Source organism: Nocardiopsis sp. iso_40 (assembly GCF_056173285.1).
Genome location: NZ_CM149666.1, coordinates 5,943,039 through 5,967,563, shown reverse-complemented (window position 1 = coordinate 5,967,563; position 24,525 = coordinate 5,943,039). Strand labels below are relative to the sequence as shown.

Here is a 24,525-nt window from a genome sequence, read left to right as displayed (position 1 = left end):
CGCCTCTATTGTATGCCCGGGCATGTACCCTGTCGGTCGAAACAATATGCGCGAGCATATAAGCCGCGCTTCGCCCCCGCCGGGAAAGGTCCGCACGATGACCGACAGAACCTCCTCGAAAACCGCATCTCTCCCGCCTGACCCGGTGACGGCCAGAGCCCCATGGTCAGCACTGGCGATCGTCGGCATCGCGCAGATGCTTGTCATGCTCGACTCGACGATCGTCAACGTCGCGCTCCCGTCGATCGGTCGCGACCTCCGGGCCGGGGCCACCGCGCTGCAGTGGACGATCAGCGGTTACGTCCTCACCTACGGCGCGCTGTTGTTGTTCGGCGGTCGTCTGGCCGATGCTCTCGGGCGCCGCAGGGCACTGCTCGTCGGACTCGTCCTGTTCGGTGCGGCCTCGCTTGTCTGTGGAGTCGCCGCCACGGAATCCGTTCTCGTCGCGGCCCGCCTCTGCCAGGGAGCTGGGGCCGCGGTGCTCTCGGCCTCGGCGCTCTCCGTCATCGTGTCCGTCTACGGCCGTGTACCGGCCCAGCTCAACACGGCCCTGGCGGTGTGGAGCGGTCTGGGCGTCATCGGCGCGGTGCTCGGTGTGGTCCTGGGCGGGGTCGTTGTCGAGTACCTGTCCTGGCGGTGGGCGTTCCTGGTCAACATCCCCGTGGTCCTCGCGGTGGTCGCCGCCTCGTTCGCCTGGCTTGCTCCGATGCCCGGGGCGGCGGGGACCAGGCTGCGCCTGCCCGTGGCGGTCGCCGCCACACTCGGGATCGGGATGCTGTGCTTCGGACTCATCGAACTCCAGGAGGGCCTGAGCCGACCGTGGCCGTGGGTCGCGCTCGTCTCCTCCGCCGTGCTCCTCACCTTGCTGCTCCGACACCAGGACCGCAGCGCGGACCCGCTGCTGCCGGTGTTCCTCCTGCGCACCCCGGCCTACGCCTGGGCCGGGTTCGGTCTGCTGCTGGCCGCGACGCTCATGCTGGGAGCGCTGTACCTGTCCAGCAACCACCTCCAGACGGTCCACCGGATGTCCCCGCTGGAGACCGGGTTCGCACTGTTGCCGCTCTGTCTGGGGTCTCTCATCTCGGCGTTCGCGGTCCCCGGCCTCGCGGCTCGGATCGGGATGGCCCGGGTCCACCTGGCCGGGGTCCTCGTTCAGGCGGCCTCGATCGCGGTGATCCTCGTCGGGACCGCTCCGGGAACCGGTGGGGCTGCCGTGGTGATCGCGGCGCTGGCGGTGTTCGGGCTCGGTCTGCCGACGATGTTCGTGCCGCTGTACACCTTCGGTTCGGCCCCGATTCCGGCCGCGCACGCCGGGGTCGGTTCGGGGCTGCTCAACACCTTCAACGAGTCCGGAGCCGGGGTCGGGCTGGCGGTCGTCGCCCCGGTCTCGGCCGCCGCAGCGGCGGCCGGCCTGGATAACGGTGATTCCGCGCCGGCGGCCGCGGCGGCCGGTACCCATGCCGGATTTTGGGTTCTGGCCGTGGTCTCGCTGCTGGCAGGGGTTGTCGCGCTCGCCCTGGGGCGCACCGCCGCGAGCCCGGGCCGGTCCAGTGGGGCGCCCCGGTGAACGGGATCCGGTGAACGGCGGCCCACGGGTACGGGGCGTGACCAGCACGGTCACGCCCCGTTGTATCGGTCAATCCATAAGTCGACTTATGTGCGAACCAAAATGTCGACAAAGCGATACGTCGACTTCACGCGCGCTCGGAGTCGCCGATCAGGGCGCCCCCGTGCAGTTCGAGGTGGCGGCCGCGGAAGCGCTCACGCATCATCCGGTCGTGCGTCACCAGGACCAGGGCGCCCGTGTACCCGGACAGCGCCTCCTCCAGTTCCTCCACCAGCCCGGGGGAGAGGTGGTTGGTCGGTTCGTCCAACAGCAGCAGGTCGTGTGCGCCCGAGGTCAGCCGGGCCACCTCGATCCGGCGGCGCTGGCCCACGGACGACGAGACCACCTCCTGGTCGAGTTCCGCGGGCCGGAACAGGCCGAGCGAGGCCAGTTCGTCCCGGTACTCCTCCGCGTTCCCCGGTCTCCCCGCCGCGTAGGCACCGAGCACGGTCCGGCCCGGTGCCACCCGGGCGTCCTCCTGGCGCAGGAGGCCGATCCGGCCCGGTAGGGCGACCCGGCCGGTGTCCGGTGCCAGCTCCCCGGACAGGACCCGGACCAGGGTGGTCTTCCCGGCCCCGTTCGGTCCGGTGACCAGTACCCGTTCGCCGGGGGCCAGGGACAGGGCACCGATGTCCAGCCTGTGGTCTACGCGGACCCGTTCCAGCTCGGCGATCGGGGCGGACCCCTCCGGGGCCTTCCCCTCAGCACGGGGGCCGGTGAACTCGGCGGCCATCCGGAGCGGTATCGGCGGCGGCGCCACCGGGTTCTCGGTGAGTCGTTCCATCCTCTCCTTGGCGTTGCGGATCCGGCCCATGGCGCCGTGCGCGGCACCGCGCATCTTGAACGCGCCGTGCCCGAAGGCGGCCTTCTCCATCTTGCGCGGGATCGCGCGCAGCGCGGCGACGTGGTTGTCGGCCAGCCTCCGCTGCCTGGCCAGTTCGTGTCTCCACTCCCCGTACTCACGAATCCAGCGGGCCCGCGCCGCGGCCCTGGCGGTGAGGAATCCGTCGTACCCGTTGCCGTGGCGCGTGATCCGGCGCGTGTCCGCGTCCACCTCCAGCACGGTGTCGGTCACCCCGGCCAGGAAGGCCCGGTCGTGGGTGACGGCGACGACGGTGCCCCGGTGCCGCCGGAGCCGGTCCTCCAGCCAGGCGACCGCCCGGTCGTCCAGGTCGTTGGTGGGCTCGTCCAGCAACAGGAGTTCGGGCGACGCGGCCAGCATCGCGGCCAGGGCCAGCCTCGAACGCTCCCCGCCGGACAGGGTGCGCAGCGGCCGGTCCCGGCCCAGGCCCGGCAGGCCCAGGCCGTGCAGTCCGGCGTCCACGCGCGCGTCGACGCCGTAGCCGCCGTGCGCCTCGAACTCGGCGAGGAGGTCGCCGTAGGCGTCCAGCTCCTCCGGTGAGGCGGCGCCGAGGCGGACCTCGGCCGCGTGGATCCGGGACTCCAGCCCGCGCAGGTCCCGGAGCGCGGCGTCGATCGCGTCGCCGACGGTTCCGTGCGGCACCCCGCCGCAGACCCCCTCCAGGGTCTGCGGCAGATAGCCGACACCGCCGGCGGTCCGGACGGTGAGCTCTCCGTTGTCGGCTTCCTCCTCGCCCGCGAGCAGGCGCAGGAGGGTGCTCTTGCCGGACCCGTTGTCCCCGATCACACCGACGCGTTCGCCCGGGCTGACGGTGAGGCTGACGCGGTCGAGGACCGTGTGGTCCCCGTACCTTTTGCTGATCTCGCTGAGGGCGAGTTGGGATCGGTGTCGGAGTCGTGTACCGAGCATGCGGTTCTCCTGGTCCGTGGGTGCCGGTTCTTTTCGGTGCCGCGGATCGACCGGGAGAGCCCTGGGGTTTCGGATGTGCGAACACAGCTGTGGCAAGGACCGAAACAGGGGGGGTACGAGGCTGTCCGTACACGACCGCGGTGCGCTGACGCCGACGGAGCCGCCCCGGAACCGCGGTCGCGGTGGGGCTGCTCGGAACGCGGGCGTCCGGCGCGGGGTCACAGGAAGAAGTAGAGCCTCATGGATGAGACGATACGTCTCGTTTTATTAGGCGTCAACAGCACCTGAGTGAGACGGGTGTCACTCGGAGTTCCCGCTGTCTGGCCCTTATAAGGGCATCCGAAACAGCATTTATTGCCTTGCCGATTTGTCGACATAGCGATGAGGCGGCTTCGGGAAGTGACCACGAGAGCCCTTCGCCGGGCATGGCGAAGGGCCGCCCGCGTGTTGCGGGCGACCCTCCGTGTCTCGTCCGGCGGGGGCTGGGGCTAGAGCCAGCGCGCCTCGGGCCGGGTGCGTCCGTTGTCGTCGGTGACCAGGACCCAGTGCATGATCGGGTGCTCCGAAGTGGTCGTGTCGGCGTCCTCGCGCGGCTTCGGGACCAGCGCGGGTTCCGGGGCCAGGCCGGCCAGTCGGCGGCTCGTGGCATCGGACCGGGTGCGCCGAGGGGTGGTCACGGAGCGAGTGAGGTGCGGCCCGGGTTCGGTGCTGCGTGCCATGAAGCCCTCCTCGTTTCCTTATCAGATGGGCTAAGTTAACCCTATGTTCACCTTTAAGTCAATCCGCTCCTGTTGGCCGGTGCGGCTGGGCTGGGACTTGTGGGCCCTGTGGCCCCAAAGGTGAACGGAAGGTGAACGGGATGGGAACCACTGCTGCCCGGAACGCGGAGAAGCACCCGCCACCTGGACGGGTGCTCCCTGAGTGCTCGGGGCCGGAGGCCCGGCTACTCCTTGAAGATCAGTCCCACGACCTCGAGATATAGCTGCTCGGGGTAGGGGATGAAGGAGATCCGGCTGAGTGCCTGGTCCTGACCGGCGGACTCCATCACGAAGGTTCCGTAGCCCAGGAAACGGCCGACCAGGGTTCGCTCGAACCGCATGTCGGTGACCTTGCCCAGCGGCATCATGTTCACCTGTCGGGTGATCAGCCCCGTGGTGAGCAGTAGTCGTGCCGACGTGATGACGAAGTAGTCGACCGACCACTCGGCGACCCGCCACACGAACCACACCAGCACGAGCAGCCAGAGCCACCAGATGACGGCCAGGGTCGCGGTGCTGTCGGCGCCCATCGTCCTGCTCAGGATCGCCGCGAGCACCAGGGCCGCCAGGACCGCGCCCACCGGGCCGATCAGGACCGCGGGGTGCCGACGGATGGTCACGACGTCCTGCTCATGGGGCAGGAGATAGCGGTTGACTGACGCTGGAGCCGCATTGCTCGAGGCGACGAGCTTCATGACACCCGATCCATCCGGCTACGACAGCAGCGTGTTGACGAACCGGGACATCGACTCAGCGCCGCCCACCAGGAGATCCAGTCCGCTCTGGATCACTCCGGCCGCGCTTTCTGGTTGCGTGAGCAGATAAAAAGCCACGAAACCTATGAGCGCGTAACCGCCCCATTTCTTCAACTTCGCCACGACTGACTCCCCTTGGAATCCACCTGACCCACCAACCCAGCAGTGATTGTTCCATCGACCATCATGCCCGTAAAGCCTGGGGCGCACCCTCGGCGTGGCGGTATGTCGGACGTTCGGCTCTTGCGGGCTGTGTCCGGTTCCGGTGGTGTTGGTGACCACGTGAATGGTGGTCCGGAAAAGGGGTTCCTTTCAGGTGCAGGTCAGAGGGGTGGAAGGAAGGACGGGGAGCGCTCTGGTTCCGTGTCGCCGTACTGGAGGCGGCCGCCGGGTGCCGGTGGAAGGACCGCCGATTCGGGGCGGGAGACAGTGGGGGAGCAAGTTCTTCGCGTTCCGAAGCGGAAGGAAATGCAGGCCCGAAACCCGCCCGGAACGGGGGCGGGCCCTCAGTGCTGTTCGGCGAAGGCCAGGGCCAGGACCTGGAGGTGCTGGCGGGCGATCCGCTCCACGAGGTCTGGGGTGGCCCGGCCGGTCACGTCCTGGGCGCCGTGTCTGGCCGCGTCCACGCATCGGGAGACGGTGGAGGAGTTGTGCACGCCGGAGAACTCCGAGGACAGGCGACTGATGACTGGGCTGAAGTGGGGGTCGCGGTTGGCCTGGGTTGTCGAGGGGGAGGGGTTCTCGGGCATCTCACTCCTTAGGGCTGCGAGGACGGAACAGCACGGCGCGTGTGCGCTCGGGGGCTTTATGTAGCCACTGGAGGGTTGCCGGAGCGCCGCGCCGGAAACGGGCGGCGACGTTCGGGTATCAGTGGGCTGAGCCCCTTGTGGGGTGGTTTCGGTCTAGCGGGTGCACCCGGTTACGGGTGGTCAGGAACCATGATCACTCTAATCTGTTACGTTCCAATCTCGAAATGAATTCGGCTAATGCAATAACGTGTCGCCCGAAGCCGGGCGAGCGGGCTCGACCTGGGGGGACACCGGGGCACGCTGGGACCAGTGCCCGATTTTCGGGCGTTCATTCATCCCAAGCCGAAAAGAGCCGAAAAAGCGCCCAACCGGTGATCTGGTTGGGCGCGGACGCTCGCTGTCGCGGGGATCGGGGTCAGGCGCAGCCGTACAGCCGGTCGCCCGCGTCGCCCAGGCCCGGGAGGATGAAGCCGTTCTCGTTCAGGCGCTCGTCCACCGCGGCGGTCACGACGCGCAGCGTGGCCCCGTGGTTCTCGGGTAGGTTTTCGGCCAGCTTCTGCTCCACGGCGTCCAGGCCCTCGGGTGCCACCAGCAGACAGATCGCGGTGATGTGGTCGGCGCCGCGCTCGACGAGGAGCTTCAGCGCCGCGGCCAGGGTGCCGCCGGTGGCCAGCATCGGGTCCAGCACGTAGCACTGGCGTCCGGACAGGTCCTGCGGGAGGCGGTCGGCGTAGGTGGCGGGCTGGAGCGTCTCCTCGTCGCGCGCCATGCCGAGGAAGCCGACCTCCGCGGTGGGCAGCAGGCGGGTCATGCCGTCGAGCATGCCCAGGCCGGCGCGCAGGATCGGGACGACGAGCGGGGTGGGGCGCCTCAGCTGGGTGCCGGTGGTCTCCACGAGCGGAGTCTCGATGGTGACCTCCGTCACGCGGACGTCCCGCGTCGCCTCGTAGGCGAGCAGGGTGACCAGCTCGTCGGTCAACCGCCGGAAGGTGGGTGAGTCGGTCCGCACGTCGCGCAGGGTGGTCAGTTTGTGCGCGACCAAGGGGTGGTCGACGACCAGGGTTTCCAAAACGTTCTCCGGGTGAGCTGGGGCAACATGGCGGTTGAGGGGGTGAGGGGCCTGCCCGAGTCTAACCGCGCGTATCACCCGGACCAGGGCGCCGAGGGGCCCCGCCGCCCCCGCTCGTACCGCGCCGGGCGCCCTCGGCCGGGGGCCGCGGGGAACGGGATCGGCCACGGGGGCGCGGGGGAGGCGCCTGTCGTGAGAACGTTGGGTCCGTTCCACGGTGGACGAGAGGCTACGGCGAGGCGGGAGTGATCGTTACCATGACACTCGCACGGACGAGCCGGGCTCCTCTCGTCCGCACCGAAACACCGTCCGGGTTGGGGTGACGATGACAGTGCTCGATCATGGTGACGACGACTCGGGTGACTTCGCGGCCGTCGCGTACAGGGAAGAGGAGTACTGGGATGTCGATCTCCTCCCCGTCGCACTGACGCACGACCTCAAAGGGCTCATCCACGCCCTGCGCCAACAGCCGAGCATCAGCGGTTCCCTCGGCCTGGTGTCGGTCGGCGACGACTTCTTCATCATCGTCCGGGTGTACGGCGGCGAGGTCTCCCTCTTCCTGTCCGACGTGACCGCGTCGGTCGACTGGCAGGTCGCCAGGGACGTCCTGGACTACCTGGACATCGACCTTCCCGACGATGACGACCTCGACCAGGTCCTGCCCGCGGGGGACCTGTCCGTGGTCGCGGACCTGGGTCTGGACGAGATGGAGCTGGGCGCGCTCGCCGGCGACCTGGACCTGTACCCGGACGAGGTGCTGGCCAGCGTGGCGGAGCGGTTGGGATTCGCCCAGTCCTTCCAGCGTGTCCTGGACGTGATGGGGTAGGGATCGCCTGGAAAACGACCTGGAGAGACAGGAGGGCACGCGGTGTCGACCTTCGCAGCCGTCTTCGCTCCGAACGGGAAGACCTGGCGGGGAGGTGAGGTCGATCTCGGTGACGTGGAGGCCATCGACGACGTCACCGATCTCATGCTGGACTTCGCCACGGAATGGGCCACCGATCTGACCCTTCTGCTCGTCGAGGCGGACGACGAGTGGTTCGCCGTCGTCCGGGTGGACGAGTCGGGCACCGACCCGAAGGTCTACCTCTCCGACGGCCGGGTCGTGCACGACCACCCGTTGGCCGAGGTGCTCTCCGAGGCAGGGGGGCTCGGTGCCCCGCAGCCCGCGGAGAGCGCGGGCGCCCGGCCCGATCCCAGGCCGGACGGGGACGGGGACCTGCTCACCGACCTCGGGGTGACCGAGGACGAACTCGCCTCCCTGTCCGTGGGCGGCGGTGTACTGCCCAGCGACGTCCTCGCGGTGGTCGCCGAACGCTCGGGGTTCGCCGACCTCCTCGACTCGATGAGGCTGTGAACGGGTGGGAGGCCTGCCCGAGCTCGACCGGGACGCGCTCGACGACGCGATGCTCGCCGCCCTGGCCGAGGCCGAGCTCGCCCCCGGGACCGGCGACGTGCCGGTCGGCGCCGTGGTGCTGGGCCCCGACGGGGCGCTCCTGGGCCGCGGCCGCAACGAACGCGAGGCGACCGGGGACCCGACCGGACACGCCGAGGTGCTGGCGCTGCGCGCGGCCGCGGGGGAGCGCGGACAGTGGCGCCTGTCCGGTTGCACCCTGGTGGTCACCCTGGAGCCCTGTGTGATGTGTGCGGGGGCCGTGGTGCTCTCCCGGGTCGACCGCCTGGTGTACGGGGCTCGCGACGCCAAGGCCGGAGCGGTGGGTTCGATGTGGGACCTGGTCCGGGACCCCCGGCAGAACCACCGTCCCGAAGTCGTTCCACCCGATCTGATCAGCGAGGACGTCGCCGCGAGGTGCTCGGATCTGCTGATCCGGTTTTTCGCACGGCGCCGTATCCGGTAGAGTTTCTCTCGGTGGATTCGCCTAGTGGCCGATGGCGCCCGCCTCGAAAGCGGGTAAGGGGCAACCCTTCGAGGGTTCAAATCCCTCATCCACCGCATCAGCCGCCCCCGGCAGTCGCCGGGGGCGGCTTTTTCGTGCGCCGGTGCCCTGCCGCGGGCGGCGCACCGGGCCGGAAGGCCTGTGCCGGGCCGGACCTAGGGGGTGGGCCCGCAGGCCTGCTCGGCCGGTTCGGGGCGGGCGAGGCCGTCGATGGCCTTGTCGAGCCAGTTCACCCAGAAGAGTTCGAGGTCGATACCGCCCTGGAGCACCAGGCCGTGGACGCGGTCCTGCTCCGTCCCGTGCCCGCGGGCCGCGTCGCGCTGCTGGAACTCCCGGTACTCCGCCAGGCGGGCGGCGTGCAGTTCACGGTGGCGGCGCAGTTCGCAGACCAGGCCGTCACCGACCCCCACGACCCCGGTCGCGCGCAGGCGCAGCAACAGGGGGTCGCGGGGGTCGCGCGGCTCGTCCCGCCCCTTGACCCAGCGCTCCAGCTCCGACCGCCCCGAGGGCAGCACCTCGTACTCCTTGCGCTGGCCCCGGGTGGGCGAGTCGGCGGGCAGGGCCCGGATGAGCCCGGCCTTCTCCAACTTGCCCAGCTCACGATAGATCTGCTGGTGGGTGGCGGACCAGAAGTAACCGATGGAGCGGTCGAACCGCCTGGTCAGTTCCAGTCCGGAGGAGGGCTTCTCCAGCAGGGCGGTCAGGATCGCGTGGGGCAGGGACATGAGCGCATTCTAGGCGGGGTGGTCACAGGGCGGCCGCGAGTTCGGTGCCCTGCTTGATGGCGCGCTTGGCGTCCAGCTCCGCGGCCACGTCGGCGCCGCCGATCAGGTGCACGGTGCGGCCGGCGGCGGTGAGCTCGTCGGCCAGCTCGCGGCGCGGGTCCTGGCCGGCGCAGACCACCACGGTGTCGACGTCGAGCACGCGCTCCTCGCCGTCCACGGTCAGGTGCAGGCCCTCGTCGTCGATCCGGCGGTAGTCGGCGCCCGCGACCATCTCCACGCCGCGGTGGCGCAGCTCCAGCCGGTGGATCCAGCCGGTGGTCTTGCCCAGGCCCTTGCCGACCTTGCTGGTCTTGCGCTGGAGCAGGTGGACCGAGCGGGGCGGCGCGGAGCGCTCGGGGGCGCCGAGGCCGCCGCGCTCCCTGTAGTCGGTGTCCACGCCCCACTGCCGGAAGAACTCTTCGGGGTCCTGGCTGGCGTCCTCGCCGCCGTCGGTGAGGAACTCGGCCACGTCGAAGCCGATGCCGCCCGCGCCGATGACCGCGACCTTCTCGCCGACCTCGGCGCCGCCGCGCAGCACGTCCACGTAGCTGACCACACTGGGGTGGTCGACGCCCGGGATGTCGGGGGTGCGCGGGGTGACACCGGTGGCGATGACGACCTCGTCGTAGCCGTCGAGGTCGGCCGCGGAGACCGTGGTGTTCAGGCGGACGTCGACACCGTGCTTGGCGAGCTGGACCCGGTAGTAGCGGAGGGTCTCGTTGAACTCCTCCTTGCCGGGCACCCGGCGGGCCATGTTGAGCTGGCCGCCGATCGCGTCGGCGGAGTCGAAGAGGGTGACGCTGTGGCCGACCTGGGCCGCCGAGACGGAGAAGGCGAGCCCGGCGGGGCCGGCGCCGACCACGGCCACGTTCCGGCGGGTCCGGGTGGGGGACAGCACCAGTTCGGTCTCGTGGCAGGCGCGCGGGTTGACCAGGCAGGAGGTGATCTTGAGGCTGAACGTGTGGTCCAGGCAGGCCTGGTTGCAGCCGATGCAGGTGTTGATCTCCTCCGACCGCCCCTGCGCGGCCTTGGCGACGAACTCGGCGTCGGCGAGCATCGGGCGGGCGAGGGAGACCATGTCGGCTCTGCCCTCGGCGATGATCTGTTCGGCGATCTCGGGGGTGTTGATGCGGTTGACCGCGACCAGGGGGACCGTCAGCTCCTTCTTGAGGCGCTGGGTGATCCAGGTGTAGGCGCCGCGCGGCACGGAGGTGGCGATGGTGGGGACGCGGGCCTCGTGCCAGCCGATACCGGTGTTGATGATGTCGGCTCCGGCCGTCTCGACCCGCTTGCCGAGTTCGACGACCTCGTCGTAGGTGGAGCCGTCGGGCACCAGGTCGAGCATGGAGAGCCGGTAGATGAGGATGAAGTCCTCGCCGACGCGCTCGCGGACACGGCGGATGATCTCCAGGGGGAGGCGGACGCGGTTGTCGAAGGAGCCGCCCCAGCGGTCCTCGCGCCGGTTGGTGGCGGGCGCGATGAACTGGTTGATGAGGTAGCCCTCGGAGCCCATGATCTCGACGCCGTCGTACCCGGCGCTACGGGCGAGTTCGGCGCAGCGGGCGAAGTCCTCGATGGTGCGCTCGATCTCCTCCTCGGTGAGCGCGTGCGGCACGAAGGGGCTGATCGGCGCCTGGAGGGCGCTGGCGGAGACGGACTCCTCGCTGAAGGCGTAGCGGCCGGTGTGCAGGATCTGCATGGCGATCCTGCCGCCCTCGCGGTGCACGGCGTCGGTGACGATCCGGTGCTCGGCGGCCTCCTCCTCGCTGGTGAGCTTGGCGCTGCCGCCGTGGGTGGCGCCCTCGGGGTTGGGGGCGATGCCGCCGGTGACGATGAGGCCGACGCCGCCGCGGGCGCGCTCGGCGTAGAAGGCGGCCATCCTCTCGAACCCGTTGGGCGCCTCTTCGAGGCCGACGTGCATGGAGCCCATGATCACGCGGTTGCTGAGGGTGGTGAAGCCCAGGTCCAGGGGTTCCAGAAGGTGGGGGTACTCGCTCATGACGTCTCCTCGCGGGGTGCCTCGCGGCCGGTGTCCTGCCGACCGCCTTCATTATGCAACAAGTTGCACAATGAAGCGCACCGGGGTTCCGGTAAGCCCCGCGCGGGCGGGCCCCGGGGCCGCCTCGGAGCCCCGGAGGGGGCGGGAAACGGTCAGGAGGGGTTCAGGGAGCTCCACCGCAGGGGGCCACCGGGAGGGGTACGGGACGCTTCGCGGTCCGGCCGTCACCGGAGGAACGGCCCCGGACCCGGCGCACCACCCAGGGGCCGAGGAACGACCCCAGCCATCGGACCTCCGCCGCGACGGTCCGCCAGGCCCCGGGCGCGGGCAGCGGTGGCAGCGGGTTCGTCCAGGAGTCGTCGCTGCCGGGGATGCCGAGCGCGTGCGCCACCGCCCCGGCGATCCGTTCGTGTCCCTCGGGGGAGCAGTGCAGCCGGTCGCGCCGCCACAGGCGGCGGTCCGTGGCGACCTCGTGCAGGGCGGTGTCGGCCACCGCCACCCCGTGCCGCTCCGCCGCCCCGCGCACACGCGCGTTGAAGTCCAGTACCCGCGGAACCAGGGGCCTGGCCAGCGGGGCGATCCGCGCGATGTCGGGGAAGGTCAGCGTGGCCACCCGCGCGCCGACCCCGGTGAGTTCGGCGAACATCGCCTCCAGGTGGCCGACGACCGCGTCGGCGTCGTACCCGGGGCGGATGAGGTCGTTGACCCCGGCGAAGACCGTCGCCACGTCCGGGCGCAGCTCCAGGGCGTCCTCGAGCTGCTCCGCGCGGACCTGCCCGGCCAGGCGGCCGCGCACCGCGAGGTTGGCGTAGTCGACCCGTGCCCCGGTGGCGGCCAGCCGCTCCGCGAACCGGTCCGCCCACCCCCGGTAGCCGGACTCCTCGTCGCCGTCCCCGATCCCCTCGGTCTGGCTGTCCCCGAGCGCGACGTAGCGCAGGTCCCCGTCCAACCTCATGTCCCGCCCCTTTCCTGGTTACCACCGAACAATAATCAAAAAGACGACTATCGACCCTGTGCGCCGCCCGGGTTCGGGCCAACCCTCGTCCCGGCGTCGGAAGACCGGAGCGTGGCGGTCCGGCACATCCGCTCGGGACGCTCCTAGCGTTGTCCGGGGGCGGGAACCCGGCCCCCGGCCGCGCCGCGCCCCGGGAGGGTCCGTCTTGACCAGGAACACCGTCGCCGAACAACTCGTACGAACACTGCTCGCCGCGGGCGTCACCCGTGTCTACGGGGTCGTGGGGGACAGCCTCAACCCGGTGGTGGACGCCGTCCGCTCCACCGACGGCATCGAGTGGGTCCACGTCCGCAACGAGGAGGCCGCCGCCTTCGCCGCCTCCGCGCAGGCCCAGGTCGACGGGGGTCTCGCCGTCTGCGCCGGGTCCTGCGGCCCCGGCAACACCCACCTCGTCCAGGGGCTCTACGACGCCCAGCGCAGCGGCGCCCCGGTGCTCGCGCTGGCCTCGCACATCCCCTCGCACCAGATCGGGACCGGTTTCTTCCAGGAGACCCACCCCGAACGGCTCTTCGGTGACGTCACCGAGTTCCGCGAGCTGATCTCCCACCCCGACCAGATGCCCCGGCTGGCCCGGATCGCCGTCCAGCACGCCCTCGGCACCCCCGGCGTGGCCGTGCTCGTCCTACCCGGGGACGTCGCCGGGCGCGCGGCCAGCGGTCCCGCCGACACCACACCCGTGACGGCGGGCCGGGCCACCGCCTGGCCGAGCGAGGACGACGTCCGCGAGCTCGCGCGCCGGATCAACGAGGCCGACACGGTCTCCCTGTTCTGCGGTGCCGGGGTCCGCGGAGCGCACGAGGAGGTCCTCACCCTCGCGGACCAGGTCAAAGCACCGGTCGGGCACACCCTGCGCGGCAAGGAGTGGATCCAGTACGACAACCCCCACGACGTCGGCATGATCGGGCTGCTCGGTTACGGCGCCTGCTACGAGGCGCTCCAGGACGCCGACCTCACGGTCCTGCTCGGCTGCGACTTCCCCTACGACGACTTCCTGCCGAGAAGGAACGTCGTCCAGGTGGACCGCGACCCGCGCCGCCTCGGCCGCCGCGTCCCGCTCCGGCTCGGCGTCCAGGGGGACGTCGCGGCGACCCTGCGCGCCCTGCGGCCGCTGGTGCGCAGGAAGACCGACGACTCCTTCCTCCGCGACATGCTCCGCCGCCACGAACGCGCACTGACCAGGGTCGTCGACGCCTACACGAAGAACATCCAGCACCACGCCCCGATCCACCCCGAGTACGTGGCGAGCGTCCTCGACTCCCTGGCCCCGGACGACACGGTGTTCACCGTCGACACCGGGATGAACAACGTGTGGGCCGCCCGCTACCTCACCCCGAACGGCCGCCGCCGCGTGATCGGCTCCTTCACCCACGGCACCATGGCCAACGCCCTGCCGCACGCGATCGGGGCGGCCTACGCCGCGCCGGACCGCAAGATCGTGTCCATGTCCGGTGACGGCGGCCTGAGCATGCTCCTCGGCGAGCTCATCACCGTCCGGCAGCACGACCTGCCCATCACCACGGTGGTGTTCAACAACTCCTCGCTCGGCATGGTCCGGCTGGAGATGATGGTGGACGGCATGCCCGCCTTCGAGACCGACCACGCCCCGGTGGACTACGCGGCGGTCGCGGAGGCCCTGGGGATGCGGGCGATCCGGGTGGAGGAACCGCAGGACGTGCGGGAGGCCCTGCACCAGGCGCTGCACGCGGACGCGCCCGTGCTGGTGGACGTGGTCACCGACCCCAACGCGCTGTCGATGCCCTCCCGGATCACCGCGGACCAGGTCACCGGGTTCGCCCTGTCGGCCGGACGCACCGTGCTCCGGGGCGGTGTGGGGTCGATGATCGACCTCGCCCGCTCCAACCTGCGCAACATCCCCAGGCCGTAGTCCCCGGGTCGACATGTCGCCGTGTCTTCGGGTCGACACGTCCACTTGTCGCTGTGTCCGCTCGTCCCCGTGCCTCCGAGATCGAGGACGAGGGGCCGGATCGCCTTGCCGCTGGCCCCGAATCGGTCGACTGAGACCAGAACTGAGACCAGCAACGACGAAGGCCCCGAGCGCTGTGCGGTCGGGGCCCTCGCTCCTACTGGCGGAGGATCAGGGGGTTCGAACCCCCTGAGGCGTTGCCACCGACACGCTTTCCGAGGATCTGGTCGAGAGCTCACCTCAAAAGCCGTCAGCGGACCGACCGCCCTCAGGAGCAGCGGCCGGGTCGCGAGACCGTGGGATTCCCCGGGACCTGCCTCGGGGCGGGGTGTCAGGCGGTCGCCGAGCCGACTGCGACGACCGCGATCACCATCACCACGATCAGCAGGATCGCGATCGCGGTACCCACCACCATCGTGAATCCCGTGAAGTGCGCGTGATACAGGGGCAGCCGCACCCGGGGGTGGTGTCGGCGGAACTCCTTCATCGTCGGAACGACCGGGTGCAGCCATGGCTCACAGGGTGCGTCGAGCCGCCGCCACAGCTCCGCCAGGTCCTCCTCCGGCCAGAATCCGGTGCCGAAGCTGATCGTGCGACCGTCCGTGTCGGCGATGACGGTCAGGACGTTCTGGTTCTTCACCCCGCTCCTGTCCACCAGGTAGAGCACTTTGGTGACCTCGGCGATCCTGTTCCGAGGCAGCCTCCGTGTACGCCCCCGCCAGTTCCGGTGGACGAGCTCGCTCGGCGTGAGCTCCAGACGACTGTTGCGGAAGAACAGGGTGTTGAAGACGAGGACCATGACACAGGTCACGACGGTGACGGCGCCGATGCTCGCCACGAACACGACACCGGATCCGGGGGTGTCCTGCTCGAAGGAGTACCAGCCGGCGGCGAACTCGACCGCCAGACCTGTGAGCGCGAGGACCAGGAGCACGATCTTGCCGGGGCGCCTCGTCTCCGCCCAGTAGGTCCTGGACTCGGGGCCCACCGTGAACGTCGTGGCCGTCTCGCGCCGCATGCTTCTCCTTCACCGCCGCGCCGGGACCGTGCCGGTCCCGGGGTCTGGTCCCGTCGGAGGTCTGACGCACGTTTCGAAGATCCGGCTCCCCTGCTGTGGGCCGCGGTGCCACAGGAGCACATCCGCTCGGACCGGCGGTCGGCCGAGGAACCCGGCACGCCCTTGTCCTCCCGCCCTGTAACGCGACACGTCCCACACCAGCCGAGCGGTGACATGAAAGAAGCCCCGAGCCACGTAATCGCAGCTCGGGGCTTCACCCGCGGAGGATAGGGGATTCGAACCCCTGAGGCGTTGCCACCAACACGCTTTCCAAGCGTGCGCCCTAGGCCACTAGGCGAATCCTCCGTGGACAACTCTACAGGCTTTCCGGGGGTGCTCGGAACGTGTCCCGACGGCGGCCGGACGGCGGCCCGTCCCGGGTTGCGGGGGTGCCCGGTTCGGATACACTCGGGGCAGACCCCTCGTGCGGCGTCACCCTACGAACCTCCCCAGGGCCGGAAGGCAGCAAGGATAAGTGGGCTCTGGCGGGTGCGCGGGGGGTCCTTTCTTGTTTCTGGGGGACCTCGCCCCGGAGCCGCCCCCTCCCGGTTTCCCGAACCCGGCGCGAGTTGTCACCGCCAACGGGTTGAATGGGACCGTGGCAGGGACCAGGGGAGTGATCACACCGTGAGCATCGCGCTGTACCGCAAGTACCGTCCCGCGACGTTCGGTGAGGTGCGCGGTCAGGAACACGTGACCGACCCGCTGCGCCAGGCGCTGCGCAGCGGACGTATCAACCACGCCTACCTCTTCAGCGGGCCGCGCGGCTGCGGCAAGACGACCAGCGCGCGCATCCTCGCGCGCTCCCTGAACTGTGCGGAGGGCCCCACCCCGGACCCGTGCGGGACCTGTGACTCCTGTGTGTCGCTCGCCCCCGACGGCGGCGGCAGCATCGACGTGATCGAGATCGACGCCGCCTCCCACGGCGGTGTCGACGACGCCCGCGACCTGCGGGAGCGCGCGTTCTTCTCGCCGGTCAACTCGCGCTACAAGATCTACATCATCGACGAGGCGCACATGGTGACCCGCGAGGGTTTCAACGCGCTCCTCAAGCTGGTGGAGGAACCCCCGCCGCACCTGAAGTTCGTGTTCGCCACCACCGAGCCCGAGAAGGTCATCGGCACGATCCGTTCGCGGACCCACCACTACCCCTTCCGGCTCATCCCGCCGAGCACCCTCAAGGAGCTCATGGAGGACCTCCTCAAGGAGGAGGGCCTGTCCTACGACCCCGCCGCGCTGCCCCTGGTCGTGCGGGCCGGGGCCGGTTCGGCCCGGGACACCCTCTCCGTCCTGGACCAGCTCATCGCCGGTTCGGACGAGGGCGGTATCACCCGTGAGGGCGCCGTCTCCCTGCTCGGCTACACCGACTCCAGCCTGCTCGGCGAGATGGTCGACGCCCTCGGCGCACGCGACGGCGCCGCGGCGTTCGGCCTGGTCGACCGGATCGTCGAGGGAGGGCACGACCCGCGCCGTTTCACCACGGACCTGCTGGAGCGCTTCCGGGACCTCGTGGTGCTCGCCGCCGTTCCGGACGCCCTGGACAAGGGGCTGGTGAACGTCTCCCCGGAGTCCGTGGAGCAGATGAAGGACCAGGCCGCCCGGATGGGCCCGGCCGAGCTGTCCCGTGCCGCGGACATCCTCAACCGGGGTCTGACCGAGATGCGCGGTGCGACCGCGCCCCGCCTGCTCCTGGAACTCGTGTGCTCGCGGATCCTGCTGCCCGCCACCGACGGCGCCCAGGGCACCGCGCTTCTGGCCCGACTGGAGCAGATGGAGCGCCAGCTGGCCTCCGGTGCCGTCGCTCCCGCCGCCCAGGCTCCCGCGGCCCCAGCCTCCGCTCCACCGGCACCTCCGACGCCTGCCGCCGCCCCGGCCGCTCCCGCCGACGGGCCCGCGGCGTCCGCGGCCCCTGCTCCGCAGCCCGCGGCTCCGGCCCGCCCCAGCGCCCCCGAACCCGCACCGCGCCAGTCCCGGCAGGCGCCCGCCGGCGAACCCGGCGGCTGGGACGCCCCGCAGCGGAACCGGCCCGAACCGGCCCAGGGCGCGACCGCGCCCGCTGTCGGCGGAGCACTCGACCTGGGCCGTATCCAGGGGGCCTGGTCCCAGATCCTGGAGGCGGTCAAGGGCCGCCGCCGGTTCACCTGGATGGTGCTGTCCGGCAGCGACGTCCGGCCGGTCGGGGTCGAGGGCAACAGCGTGCTGCTCGGCTTCAACAAGCCCAACGAGGCCAAGGGGTTCACCAACAGCGGCAGTGACCAGGTCGTCGCCGGGGCGATCCAGCAGGTTCTCGGTGCCGAGGTCCGCGTCGCCCCCGCCGGAGGCAGCACGCCCGCGCCTCCGCGTCGCGCGGAACCCGCTCCGCGCCCCGCCGCCCCGCCCGCGGCCGAGCCCGCGGGTTGGGACGCGCCCGCCTCCGCCCCGCAGGCGGGCCCCGGGGCCGCCCCCGGGACCGCCCAGGCGTCCGCTCAGCCCGCCGGGCCGCCGCCGGACCGCATCGTGACCGGTCTCCAGGAACCGCCTCCCGACCCGTACGAGGACGGCGCCTCGGCCCCGCCGCCGGACGAGGGCGGTTTCGGCCGCCCCGACCAGCGCGGGCAGCCCGGGGCTCCGGCGCGCAACGCCCCGGAACGGCAGACGCACGCCCCGAAGGAGCCTGAGGCGGGCGACCGGGGCGGCGCTCCCGCGTCCGACGGTCCGGCCTCCGGTGCCTCGAAGGCCGGCTCCGGCGGGGGTTCCGCTGGTGGCGCGTCACTCATCGAGACGGAGCTCGGTGGGAAGCTGCTGGAGGAGATCGAGCACGGCGCCGCCCCCGGGGCCTAGCTCGGGGGCAGGCTGCCTCAGGGGCGCAGGCCGCGCAGCACCGTGTCCACGAGCCGGTCCACGTACTCGTGGGTCAGCGGTCCGGTGCGCAGCAGCCACCGGTGGTTGATCGGGCCGTTGAGCATCTCCGCGGCGAGTTCGAGATCGGCGTCCGGGGCGATCTGACCGGCCGCCCGGCCGGAGCTCAGCCGGTCCCGGACCGCCCGGTTGTTGGGTTCGACGAGCCGCTCGGTGACGGCCCTGGCGAGTTCCTCGTCGTGCTGGATCTCCGCGGTGAAGGCCCGGGTGGTCCGGTCCGTCTCCGGGTCGGCGAACTCGTCGGCGGTGGCGCGGAAAACGGCCTTGAGGTCGGCGGCCAGGTCCCCGGTGTCGGGCAGGGGAGCCCCGGCGGCGGCGCCGGTCAGCCGGGTGAACACGTCGAAGACCACGGCGGCCTTGGAGGGCCACCAGCGGTAGATGGTCTGTTTCCCGACCCTGGCCCGGGCGGCGATGGCCTCCATGGTCAGCTTGGAGTACCCGACCTCACCCAGCAGCTCGGCGGCGGCGTCGAGGATGGCGTTGCGCGCGCGTTGGCTGCGACGTCGGGGGTCCGGGGACCGTCGCGTCTGTTCAGCGGTGTTGTCGGCCATGGCCCCACGGTATCCGTATCCGACGGAAAAGACGAGACGTATCGTCTTGCATCCGGTAGGATCAGGGACACGAGACGGAACGGGGCTCCCCGTCCCGTCGATCTCTGACAGGAGGCCAAACACATGGCCAAGAACAGCGACAACCTTCTCGGGATGGGCGGCCAGCGCGCCACCGTCTCCCGCTCCGCGCTGCGCGGCGGCAAGGGCGGGGCCGGGGGCGGTCCCAGCGAAGAGGCCCGTGAGCGCAGGCAGGAACTCCTGAGCAAGCTCCGGGAGAGGCAGTCCGCGCAGGTGGCCGAGGGAGCCGAAGCGCAGTCGTGAACGCCCGGCGGCCCCGTCGGCAGGTCGGATTCGAGGGGTCGCCGAGTCCTCGCGGACCAAAGCTCCCGCAACCGCCCCGGAACCCTCGCAGAGGGCTCCGGGGGCGGCCGGTTCAGTCCGGCGGGCCGACCGGCCACGAGTAGCCGTCCGGTGAGTCCAGCCACACCCGCTGCCCCCCGTCGGGTCCCACCGCCAGGCCGAACCGGTCCGGCCCCGGCTCCTCCAGGCGGGACCATTCGGCTAGGGCCTCCTCGACCTCGTCCCAGATGCTTCTGGGGCCGCCCTGCTCGATCATCCACGAGGTCCCGTAGGGATAGATCCGCACCCACGAGCTCCCGCCCCGGTCGCACAGCCACATCCCCGAACCCGTGCCGATCCACCGTCGCCGCATCCGCCAGTTCGGGACCATCACCGACACCGCGAAGGCCGAGGCGAAGGCCAGCATCGGTGCGACGGGGTCGGTCTGGGTGAGCCGGTACTCGTCCGGCTGCTGCCCGGAGTCCCGGACGGGCGGCGGGACCGGTCCGGTCGTACGCAACGGGACGAACCCCACACCGCCGTGGAACGTCCCCAGGGCCGCGCCCCCCGCCTGCCGTTCGAGCCGCATGAGCACCCCCGCGTTCTCCAGCAGCCCCCACGGGCACACCACGAGTCCGCCCTCGGCGAGTTGGTCGAGCCAGGCCCCGGGCACCCTGCTCACTCCGCACGCACTGATGACCCGGTCGAAGGGCCCCGCCTCCTCGAACCCCTCGTACCCGTCGGCCAGGTGGGTCCCGGGGGACAGGCCCGCCTCGCGCAGCGCCCGCCGGGCCGCGCCCAGAAGCCTCTCGTCGATCTCCACGGAGGTGACGCCCGCGTCGCCGAGGCGGTGGGCGAGCAGCGCGGTGTTCCATCCCGTCCCGGTGCCGACCTCCAGAACCCGCTGCCCGTTCGCGAGGTCGGCCAGTTCCAGCATCCGGGCGAGCACGGTCGGCGCGGAGCTGTACGAGGTGGCGGCGGACCGGTCGGCTCCGCGCTGCCGCGGCACCTCCGTCTCCTCCACCCGGGTGACGATCGCGTTGTCCGTGTAGACGGCGGTCAGCCAGCGGTCGGGGTTGCCCGTGGCGCTCAGGAAACCGCCGTTCGCGGTCAGGGCGCCGGACTCCGGGATGAACAGATGGCGGGGCACGGACCGGAAGGCGTCGACGAGTGCCGCGTCGCTCAGCAGGCCGTCCGCGATTATCGCCTCGATCAGAGCCGAGTTGCGCTCTCTGGCGGTCAACACGTCCTCAGCCCCCTGTTGCTCTCGCTGTTCAAGGACGGTGCCCGAGGGCACCTCAGGGGCCAACGGGCCCACGGGACATTCTTCCAACCGAACGTGACATTCGCGCTACTCCTCGCTCTTTTCGCTGGTGAAATCAGGTCAACGGTGCAACAAAGTTCCCTTTGGCACCGTTGTGGCCCGGATAGTCCGCATAGCCGCGCGGCCCGGGCGTGTGGTGGGAGTCCTTCTCCCGGATCGCCGCCCGGGCACCCGGGCCGCCAGCCGTCCGACCAGGTCATCGCGAACACCCGGTGAACGCCTCCGCAGCGGGCCGTGCGCGCGGCCGAGCCTGCCCGGCCGGACCGGTTACCCTCACAGACAAGTGACACGCAGCGATCAGAAGCACCACGTGTGCGGCGAGGAGACGGCCGTGAACCCTGGCGGAATGGACATGCAGGCCCTGCTCCAGCAGGCCCAGCAGATGCAGCAGCAGTTGGCCGACGCCCAGCAGGCCCTGGAGGAGGCCGAGGTCGAGGGCAGCTCCGGCGGCGGCCTGGTCAAGGTCAAGCTGAGCGGGCGCGGTCAGGTCGAGGACATCACCGTCGACCCCAAGGCCGTCGACCCCGCCGACGCGGGGGAGACCGCCCAGACCGTCGCCGACCTGGTCCTGGCGGCCATCCGCGACGCCGAGGCCCAGGTCGAGCGCCTGCAGCAGGAGAAGATGGGTCCGCTGGCCGAGGGGCTCGGCGGTGGGATGCCCGGCGGAGGCATCCCCGGCATCCCCGGCTTCTAGGATTCTCCGGGCCCGACTCCGGCCCCGGATGTCCCGCCCCGCCCGGCCCCTGCGGCCGCTCCGGCGCCCCCGTGGCACCGGAGCGGCGCCGGGGGCCGGCCGGGCGCGGTCCCAAGAGGTCGCCGCCCCCCGATACGGTGGGGTCCGGGGCAGGAGTGGCCCCGCCGGGTCCAGGCCCGGTTCCGACCGAGTGGGTAGGCATGTACGAAGGCGCGGTACAGAATCTGATCGACGAGCTCGGGCGGCTGCCCGGCGTCGGTCCGAAAAGCGCGCAACGCATCGCCTTCCACCTGCTGTCCGCGGAACACGCGGATGTCAAACGCCTGGTCAACGCACTCGTCGAGGTCAAGGAGCGGGTTCGCTTCTGTTCGATCTGCGGCAACGTCGCCGAAGAGACCGAGTGCCGTATCTGCCGTGACGCCCGCCGCGACGTCGCCGTCATCTGCGTCGTCGAGGAGTCCAAGGACGTCGTCGCCATCGAGCGCACCCGCGAGTTCCGGGGGCGCTACCACGTGCTCGGGGGCGCCATCAGCCCCATCGAGGGTGTGGGCCCCGACGACCTGCGGGTCAAGGAGCTCATGACCCGCCTGGCCGACGGCCAGGTGAGCGAGCTGATCCTGGCGACCGACCCGAACCTGGAAGGGGAGGCCACCGCGACCTATCTGGCGCGGCTGGTCAAACCCATGGGCCTGAAAGTCACCCGTCTGGCCAGCGGACTGCCCGTCGGCGGCGACCTGGAGTACGCCGACGAGGTCACCCTCGGGCGCGCCTTCGAGGGCCGCCGGAGTCTGGAGTTCTAGCTCACACTTGTCCGTAATCTGGACGAAATATGAGTAACCTCCGTTCGAACGGGTAGGCCCGAGCGCTGGTGTGTCAAGACGCCACGCCCTCCCTCCGCAGGTCGGAAGGGGTGCGATGAGCGTCGCTGGCTACACTCCATAGGTAATTGTCTTGATCCCAACTCCTCAGGAGCATCGATCGTGGCCCTAATCGTGCAGAAGTACGGTGGGTCTTCCGTGGCTGACGCGGAAGCCATCAAGCGAGTAGCCCAAAGGATCGTGGCTCAGAAAAAGGCGGGACATGACGTCGTGGTCGTGGTCTCGGCCATGGGCGACACGACCGACGAACTGCTGGACCTGGCCGAACAGGTCTCTCCGATGCCGCCGGCGCGCGAGCTCGACATGCTCGTCACCGCTGGTGAGCGCATGTCGATGGCCCTCGTGGCGATGGCCATCGAGAACCTCGGTTACGAGGCCCGCTCCTTCACCGGTTCCCAGGCCGGCGTCATCACCACGTCGTTGCACGGCAACGCCAAGATCATCGACGTGACGCCCGGACGTATCCAGGAGGCCGTGGGCGAGGGCGCGATCTGTATCGTCGCCGGGTTCCAGGGCGTCTCCCAGGACACGAAGGACATCACGTCCCTGGGTCGTGGCGGTTCCGACACCACCGCCGTCGCTCTCGCCGGCGCGCTCAGCGCGGACGCCTGCGAGATCTACAGCGATGTCGACGGCGTGTTCACCGCCGACCCGCGCGTCGTGCCCACCGCTCAGCGGATCCCCCAGATCTCCTACGAGGAGATGCTGGAGATGGCCGCCAGCGGCACGAAGATCCTGCACCTGCGCTGCGTCGAGTACGCGCGCCAGTACAACATCCCCCTGCACGTCCGCTCGTCGTTCAGCCAGAAGCCCGGAACGTGGATCGTTTCGGAAGTCGAGGAAAGCGAAGGCATGGAACAGCCGATCATCTCCGGGGTATCCCACGACCGGAGCGAAGCCAAGATCACCGTCGTCGGCGTCCCTGACAAGGTCGGTGAGGCCGCGACGATCTTCAAGGCGCTCGCGGACGCCGAGATCAACATCGACATGATCGTGCAGAACGTGTCGGCGGTCTCCACCTCCCGCACGGACATCTCGTTCACCGTCCCCAAGGACTTCGGCAAGGAGGCGGTCGCCGCCCTGAAGAAGGTCCAGGAGAAGGTCGGCTACGACTCCCTCCGCTACGACGACAAGATCGGCAAGGTCTCGCTGATCGGTGCGGGCATGCGCTCGTACCCGGGCGTCACCGCGCGTTTCTTCGACTCGATCGCCTCCTCCGGCACCAACGTCGAGATGATCTCCACCTCGGAGATCCGCATCTCGGTCATCGTCGAGGAGGACCAGGTCGACGCGGCCGTGCAGGCCGCGCACAGTGAGTTCCAGCTCGACGCCGACCAGGTCGAGGCTGTCGTCTACGGAGGTACCGGCCGATGAGCAACCGTCTTCCCACCCTGGCCATCGTCGGCGCGACCGGCGCCGTCGGTACCGTCATGCTCGACATCCTCACCCAGCGTGAGAACGTGTGGGGCGAGATCCGTCTGGTCGCCTCCCCGCGCAGCGCGGGCAAGGTCCTGAGCGTGCGCGGTGAGGACGTCGTCGTGCAGGCGCTGGCCCCCGAGGTCTTCGACGGCGTCGACGTCGCCATGTTCGACGTACCGGACGAGGTGTCCAAGGAGTGGGCGCCGATCGCCGCCGCCCGCGGCGCGGTCGCCGTCGACAACTCCGGCGCGTTCCGCCTGGACCCCGACGTCCCGCTGGTGGTTCCCGAGGTCAACGCGGACCAGGTGCGCAACCGTCCGCGCGGCATCATCTCGAACCCGAACTGCACGACCCTGTCGATGATCGTGGCCATCGGTGCCCTGCACCGGGCCTACGGCGTCAGGGAGCTCGTGGTCTCCTCCTACCAGGCGGCCTCCGGCGCCGGCCAGGAGGGCATCGACGTCCTGCGCGACCAGATGGCCAAGGCGGGCGGTGACCGCACCCTCGGTGACCAGCAGGGCGACATGCGCTCGGCCGTCGACGAGCTCGGCCCGTTCCCGGCGCCGCTGGCCTACAACGTCGTGCCGTGGGCGGGTTCGCTCAAGGACGACGGCTGGTCCTCGGAGGAGCTGAAGGTCCGCAACGAGTCCCGCAAGATCCTGGGCCTGTCGGACCTGCGCGTCTCCGCGACGTGCGTGCGCGTCCCGGTCATCACCACGCACTCGCTGGTCGTGCACGCGACCTTCGACAGCGAGGTCGCCGCCGACGACGCCCGCAAGCTGCTCGGTGCCGCCGAGGGCGTCCAGGTCCTGGACGACCCCGCCAAGGGCGAGTTCCCGACCCCGAACGACGTGGTGGGCACCGACCCGACCTGGGTCGGCCGTATCCGCCAGTCCATCGACGACCCGAAGTCGCTCGACCTCTTCCTGTGCGGGGACAACCTGCGCAAGGGCGCCGCGCTGAACACCGCGCAGATCGCCGAGGTCGTCGCCAAGGAGTTCACCCAGGGCTAGGTTGTGTTTGCCTTGGGCCTCCGCTGCGCTTCGGCCCGTGTTCG

Annotated in this window: 23 protein-coding genes, 2 tRNA genes and 1 other RNA gene; 13 read left to right on the top strand and 13 right to left on the bottom strand. The window is 70.6% G+C overall.

Features of this window, described 5'->3' with window-relative positions; translation table 11 throughout:
* Positions 1-22: 22 nt before the first annotated feature.
* The gene (locus AC0VYD_RS26170) at positions 23-1,567 is read left to right on the top strand and encodes an MFS transporter (RefSeq protein WP_475477958.1); all 1,545 of its coding nucleotides are present in this window, start codon (positions 23-25) and stop codon (positions 1,565-1,567) included.
* Positions 1,568-1,694: 127 nt separating this feature from the next.
* Here AC0VYD_RS26170 and abc-f read toward each other — a convergent pair whose 3' ends face one another.
* The 6 genes from abc-f to upp form a co-directional block, all read right to left on the bottom strand.
* Complete coding sequence (gene abc-f / locus AC0VYD_RS26165; RefSeq protein WP_475477957.1) at positions 1,695-3,377, bottom strand: ribosomal protection-like ABC-F family protein; 1,683 nt, start codon at positions 3,375-3,377, stop codon at positions 1,695-1,697.
* 488 nt (positions 3,378-3,865) lie between these two features.
* The gene (locus tag AC0VYD_RS26160; protein WP_475477956.1) at positions 3,866-4,096 is read right to left on the bottom strand and encodes a hypothetical protein; all 231 of its coding nucleotides are present in this window, start codon (positions 4,094-4,096) and stop codon (positions 3,866-3,868) included.
* Positions 4,097-4,320: 224 nt separating this feature from the next.
* Entirely contained in the window at positions 4,321-4,830 is a 510-nt protein-coding gene (locus AC0VYD_RS26155; protein WP_475477955.1) for a PH domain-containing protein, read from the bottom strand.
* A gap of 18 nt (positions 4,831-4,848) precedes the next feature.
* A complete protein-coding gene (locus tag AC0VYD_RS26150; protein WP_017545737.1) occupies positions 4,849-5,013 on the bottom strand; it encodes a hypothetical protein in 165 nt (54 codons plus the stop codon).
* Positions 5,014-5,396: 383 nt separating this feature from the next.
* Positions 5,397-5,639: a hypothetical protein gene (locus AC0VYD_RS26145; protein WP_473037397.1), complete on the bottom strand. Its 243-nt coding sequence runs from the start codon at positions 5,637-5,639 to the stop codon at positions 5,397-5,399.
* Positions 5,640-6,054: 415 nt separating this feature from the next.
* The gene (gene upp / locus AC0VYD_RS26140) at positions 6,055-6,708 is read right to left on the bottom strand and encodes a uracil phosphoribosyltransferase (protein WP_475477954.1); all 654 of its coding nucleotides are present in this window, start codon (positions 6,706-6,708) and stop codon (positions 6,055-6,057) included.
* A 325-nt stretch (positions 6,709-7,033) separates the two neighbouring features.
* Between upp and AC0VYD_RS26135 the strand changes: the two genes are divergently transcribed.
* From AC0VYD_RS26135 to AC0VYD_RS26120, 4 genes are all read left to right on the top strand, one after another.
* Positions 7,034-7,534: a tRNA adenosine deaminase-associated protein gene (locus tag AC0VYD_RS26135; protein WP_191267943.1), complete on the top strand. Its 501-nt coding sequence runs from the start codon at positions 7,034-7,036 to the stop codon at positions 7,532-7,534.
* A gap of 42 nt (positions 7,535-7,576) precedes the next feature.
* Positions 7,577-8,065 (top strand): tRNA adenosine deaminase-associated protein, encoded by a 489-nt coding sequence (locus AC0VYD_RS26130; protein WP_475477953.1) that lies wholly within the window; start codon positions 7,577-7,579, stop codon positions 8,063-8,065.
* Between the two features lie 49 nt (positions 8,066-8,114).
* The gene (locus AC0VYD_RS26125) at positions 8,115-8,567 is read left to right on the top strand and encodes a nucleoside deaminase (RefSeq protein WP_475480377.1); all 453 of its coding nucleotides are present in this window, start codon (positions 8,115-8,117) and stop codon (positions 8,565-8,567) included.
* 10 nt (positions 8,568-8,577) lie between these two features.
* Positions 8,578-8,662: transfer RNA gene (locus AC0VYD_RS26120), tRNA-Ser, on the top strand.
* 99 nt (positions 8,663-8,761) lie between these two features.
* On the opposite strand, the gene AC0VYD_RS26115 is transcribed toward AC0VYD_RS26120, so the two are convergent.
* The 3 genes from AC0VYD_RS26115 to AC0VYD_RS26105 all read right to left on the bottom strand — a co-directional run bounded on the left by AC0VYD_RS26115 (position 8,762) and on the right by AC0VYD_RS26105 (position 12,324).
* Complete coding sequence (locus AC0VYD_RS26115) at positions 8,762-9,331, bottom strand: PadR family transcriptional regulator (RefSeq protein ID WP_475477952.1); 570 nt, start codon at positions 9,329-9,331, stop codon at positions 8,762-8,764.
* A gap of 22 nt (positions 9,332-9,353) precedes the next feature.
* The gene (locus AC0VYD_RS26110; RefSeq protein WP_475477951.1) at positions 9,354-11,369 is read right to left on the bottom strand and encodes an oxidoreductase; all 2,016 of its coding nucleotides are present in this window, start codon (positions 11,367-11,369) and stop codon (positions 9,354-9,356) included.
* Positions 11,370-11,532: 163 nt separating this feature from the next.
* Positions 11,533-12,324: an SGNH/GDSL hydrolase family protein gene (locus AC0VYD_RS26105; RefSeq protein ID WP_475477950.1), complete on the bottom strand. Its 792-nt coding sequence runs from the start codon at positions 12,322-12,324 to the stop codon at positions 11,533-11,535.
* A gap of 205 nt (positions 12,325-12,529) precedes the next feature.
* Here AC0VYD_RS26105 and AC0VYD_RS26100 point away from each other — a divergent pair, with 205 nt between their 5' ends.
* Complete coding sequence (locus tag AC0VYD_RS26100) at positions 12,530-14,269, top strand: pyruvate dehydrogenase (RefSeq protein WP_475477949.1); 1,740 nt, start codon at positions 12,530-12,532, stop codon at positions 14,267-14,269.
* Between the two features lie 370 nt (positions 14,270-14,639).
* Here AC0VYD_RS26100 and AC0VYD_RS26095 read toward each other — a convergent pair whose 3' ends face one another.
* Entirely contained in the window at positions 14,640-15,326 is a 687-nt protein-coding gene (locus AC0VYD_RS26095; RefSeq protein WP_475477948.1) for a hypothetical protein, read from the bottom strand.
* Positions 15,327-15,586: 260 nt separating this feature from the next.
* A tRNA-Ser gene (locus AC0VYD_RS26090) sits at positions 15,587-15,671 on the bottom strand.
* Between the two features lie 107 nt (positions 15,672-15,778).
* Between AC0VYD_RS26090 and ffs the strand changes: the two genes are divergently transcribed.
* Together ffs and AC0VYD_RS26080 are read left to right on the top strand one after the other, a co-directional pair.
* Positions 15,779-15,874, top strand: an RNA gene (ffs, locus tag AC0VYD_RS26085) — signal recognition particle sRNA small type.
* Between the two features lie 118 nt (positions 15,875-15,992).
* Positions 15,993-18,185 (top strand): DNA polymerase III subunit gamma and tau, encoded by a 2,193-nt coding sequence (locus AC0VYD_RS26080; protein ID WP_475477947.1) that lies wholly within the window; start codon positions 15,993-15,995, stop codon positions 18,183-18,185.
* A 17-nt stretch (positions 18,186-18,202) separates the two neighbouring features.
* Here AC0VYD_RS26080 and AC0VYD_RS26075 read toward each other — a convergent pair whose 3' ends face one another.
* Positions 18,203-18,814, bottom strand: coding sequence for a TetR/AcrR family transcriptional regulator (locus tag AC0VYD_RS26075; protein WP_475477946.1), 612 nt, complete (start codon positions 18,812-18,814; stop codon positions 18,203-18,205).
* Positions 18,815-18,937: 123 nt separating this feature from the next.
* Between AC0VYD_RS26075 and AC0VYD_RS26070 the strand changes: the two genes are divergently transcribed.
* The gene (locus AC0VYD_RS26070) at positions 18,938-19,135 is read left to right on the top strand and encodes a DUF6243 family protein (RefSeq protein WP_191267935.1); all 198 of its coding nucleotides are present in this window, start codon (positions 18,938-18,940) and stop codon (positions 19,133-19,135) included.
* A gap of 112 nt (positions 19,136-19,247) precedes the next feature.
* On the opposite strand, the gene AC0VYD_RS26065 is transcribed toward AC0VYD_RS26070, so the two are convergent.
* Positions 19,248-20,396 carry a methyltransferase domain-containing protein gene (locus AC0VYD_RS26065; protein ID WP_475480376.1) on the bottom strand — a complete coding sequence of 383 codons (1,149 nt, stop codon included), beginning with the start codon at positions 20,394-20,396 and terminating at the stop codon, positions 19,248-19,250.
* A 427-nt stretch (positions 20,397-20,823) separates the two neighbouring features.
* Between AC0VYD_RS26065 and AC0VYD_RS26060 the strand changes: the two genes are divergently transcribed.
* The 4 genes from AC0VYD_RS26060 (at position 20,824) to AC0VYD_RS26045 (ending at position 24,481) form a co-directional block, all read left to right on the top strand.
* Complete coding sequence (locus AC0VYD_RS26060; protein WP_475480375.1) at positions 20,824-21,171, top strand: YbaB/EbfC family nucleoid-associated protein; 348 nt, start codon at positions 20,824-20,826, stop codon at positions 21,169-21,171.
* A gap of 200 nt (positions 21,172-21,371) precedes the next feature.
* On the top strand, positions 21,372-21,971 hold the full coding sequence (gene recR / locus AC0VYD_RS26055) for a recombination mediator RecR (RefSeq protein WP_473037411.1): 600 nt from the start codon (positions 21,372-21,374) through the stop codon (positions 21,969-21,971).
* A 180-nt stretch (positions 21,972-22,151) separates the two neighbouring features.
* Positions 22,152-23,423, top strand: coding sequence for an aspartate kinase (locus tag AC0VYD_RS26050; RefSeq protein WP_475477945.1), 1,272 nt, complete (start codon positions 22,152-22,154; stop codon positions 23,421-23,423).
* Positions 23,420-24,481, top strand: coding sequence for an aspartate-semialdehyde dehydrogenase (locus AC0VYD_RS26045; protein ID WP_475477944.1), 1,062 nt, complete (start codon positions 23,420-23,422; stop codon positions 24,479-24,481). The genes AC0VYD_RS26050 and AC0VYD_RS26045 overlap by 4 nt, the downstream gene beginning before the upstream one ends.
* The last annotated feature ends 44 nt before the right edge of the window (positions 24,482-24,525 follow it).

What these genes read in the sequence shown, in the direction of transcription:
- AC0VYD_RS26115 (WP_475477952.1), bottom strand. Translation starts at nt 9,331, where the DNA reads ATGTCCCTGCCCCACGCGATCCTGACCGCCCTGCTGGAGAAGCCCTCC.
- AC0VYD_RS26105 (WP_475477950.1), bottom strand. Translation starts at nt 12,324, where the DNA reads ATGAGGTTGGACGGGGACCTGCGCTACGTCGCGCTCGGGGACAGCCAG.
- AC0VYD_RS26135 (WP_191267943.1), top strand. Translation starts at nt 7,034, where the DNA reads ATGACAGTGCTCGATCATGGTGACGACGACTCGGGTGACTTCGCGGCC.
- AC0VYD_RS26155 (WP_475477955.1), bottom strand. Translation starts at nt 4,830, where the DNA reads ATGAAGCTCGTCGCCTCGAGCAATGCGGCTCCAGCGTCAGTCAACCGC.
- AC0VYD_RS26095 (WP_475477948.1), bottom strand. Translation starts at nt 15,326, where the DNA reads ATGCGGCGCGAGACGGCCACGACGTTCACGGTGGGCCCCGAGTCCAGG.
- abc-f (WP_475477957.1), bottom strand. Translation starts at nt 3,377, where the DNA reads ATGCTCGGTACACGACTCCGACACCGATCCCAACTCGCCCTCAGCGAG.
- AC0VYD_RS26160 (WP_475477956.1), bottom strand. Translation starts at nt 4,096, where the DNA reads ATGGCACGCAGCACCGAACCCGGGCCGCACCTCACTCGCTCCGTGACC.
- AC0VYD_RS26125 (WP_475480377.1), top strand. Translation starts at nt 8,115, where the DNA reads ATGCTCGCCGCCCTGGCCGAGGCCGAGCTCGCCCCCGGGACCGGCGAC.
- AC0VYD_RS26070 (WP_191267935.1), top strand. Translation starts at nt 18,938, where the DNA reads ATGGCCAAGAACAGCGACAACCTTCTCGGGATGGGCGGCCAGCGCGCC.
- AC0VYD_RS26110 (WP_475477951.1), bottom strand. Translation starts at nt 11,369, where the DNA reads ATGAGCGAGTACCCCCACCTTCTGGAACCCCTGGACCTGGGCTTCACC.
- AC0VYD_RS26060 (WP_475480375.1), top strand. Translation starts at nt 20,824, where the DNA reads ATGGACATGCAGGCCCTGCTCCAGCAGGCCCAGCAGATGCAGCAGCAG.
- AC0VYD_RS26075 (WP_475477946.1), bottom strand. Translation starts at nt 18,814, where the DNA reads ATGGCCGACAACACCGCTGAACAGACGCGACGGTCCCCGGACCCCCGA.
- recR (WP_473037411.1), top strand. Translation starts at nt 21,372, where the DNA reads ATGTACGAAGGCGCGGTACAGAATCTGATCGACGAGCTCGGGCGGCTG.
- AC0VYD_RS26145 (WP_473037397.1), bottom strand. Translation starts at nt 5,639, where the DNA reads ATGCCCGAGAACCCCTCCCCCTCGACAACCCAGGCCAACCGCGACCCC.
- AC0VYD_RS26170 (WP_475477958.1), top strand. Translation starts at nt 23, where the DNA reads ATGTACCCTGTCGGTCGAAACAATATGCGCGAGCATATAAGCCGCGCT.
- AC0VYD_RS26045 (WP_475477944.1), top strand. Translation starts at nt 23,420, where the DNA reads ATGAGCAACCGTCTTCCCACCCTGGCCATCGTCGGCGCGACCGGCGCC.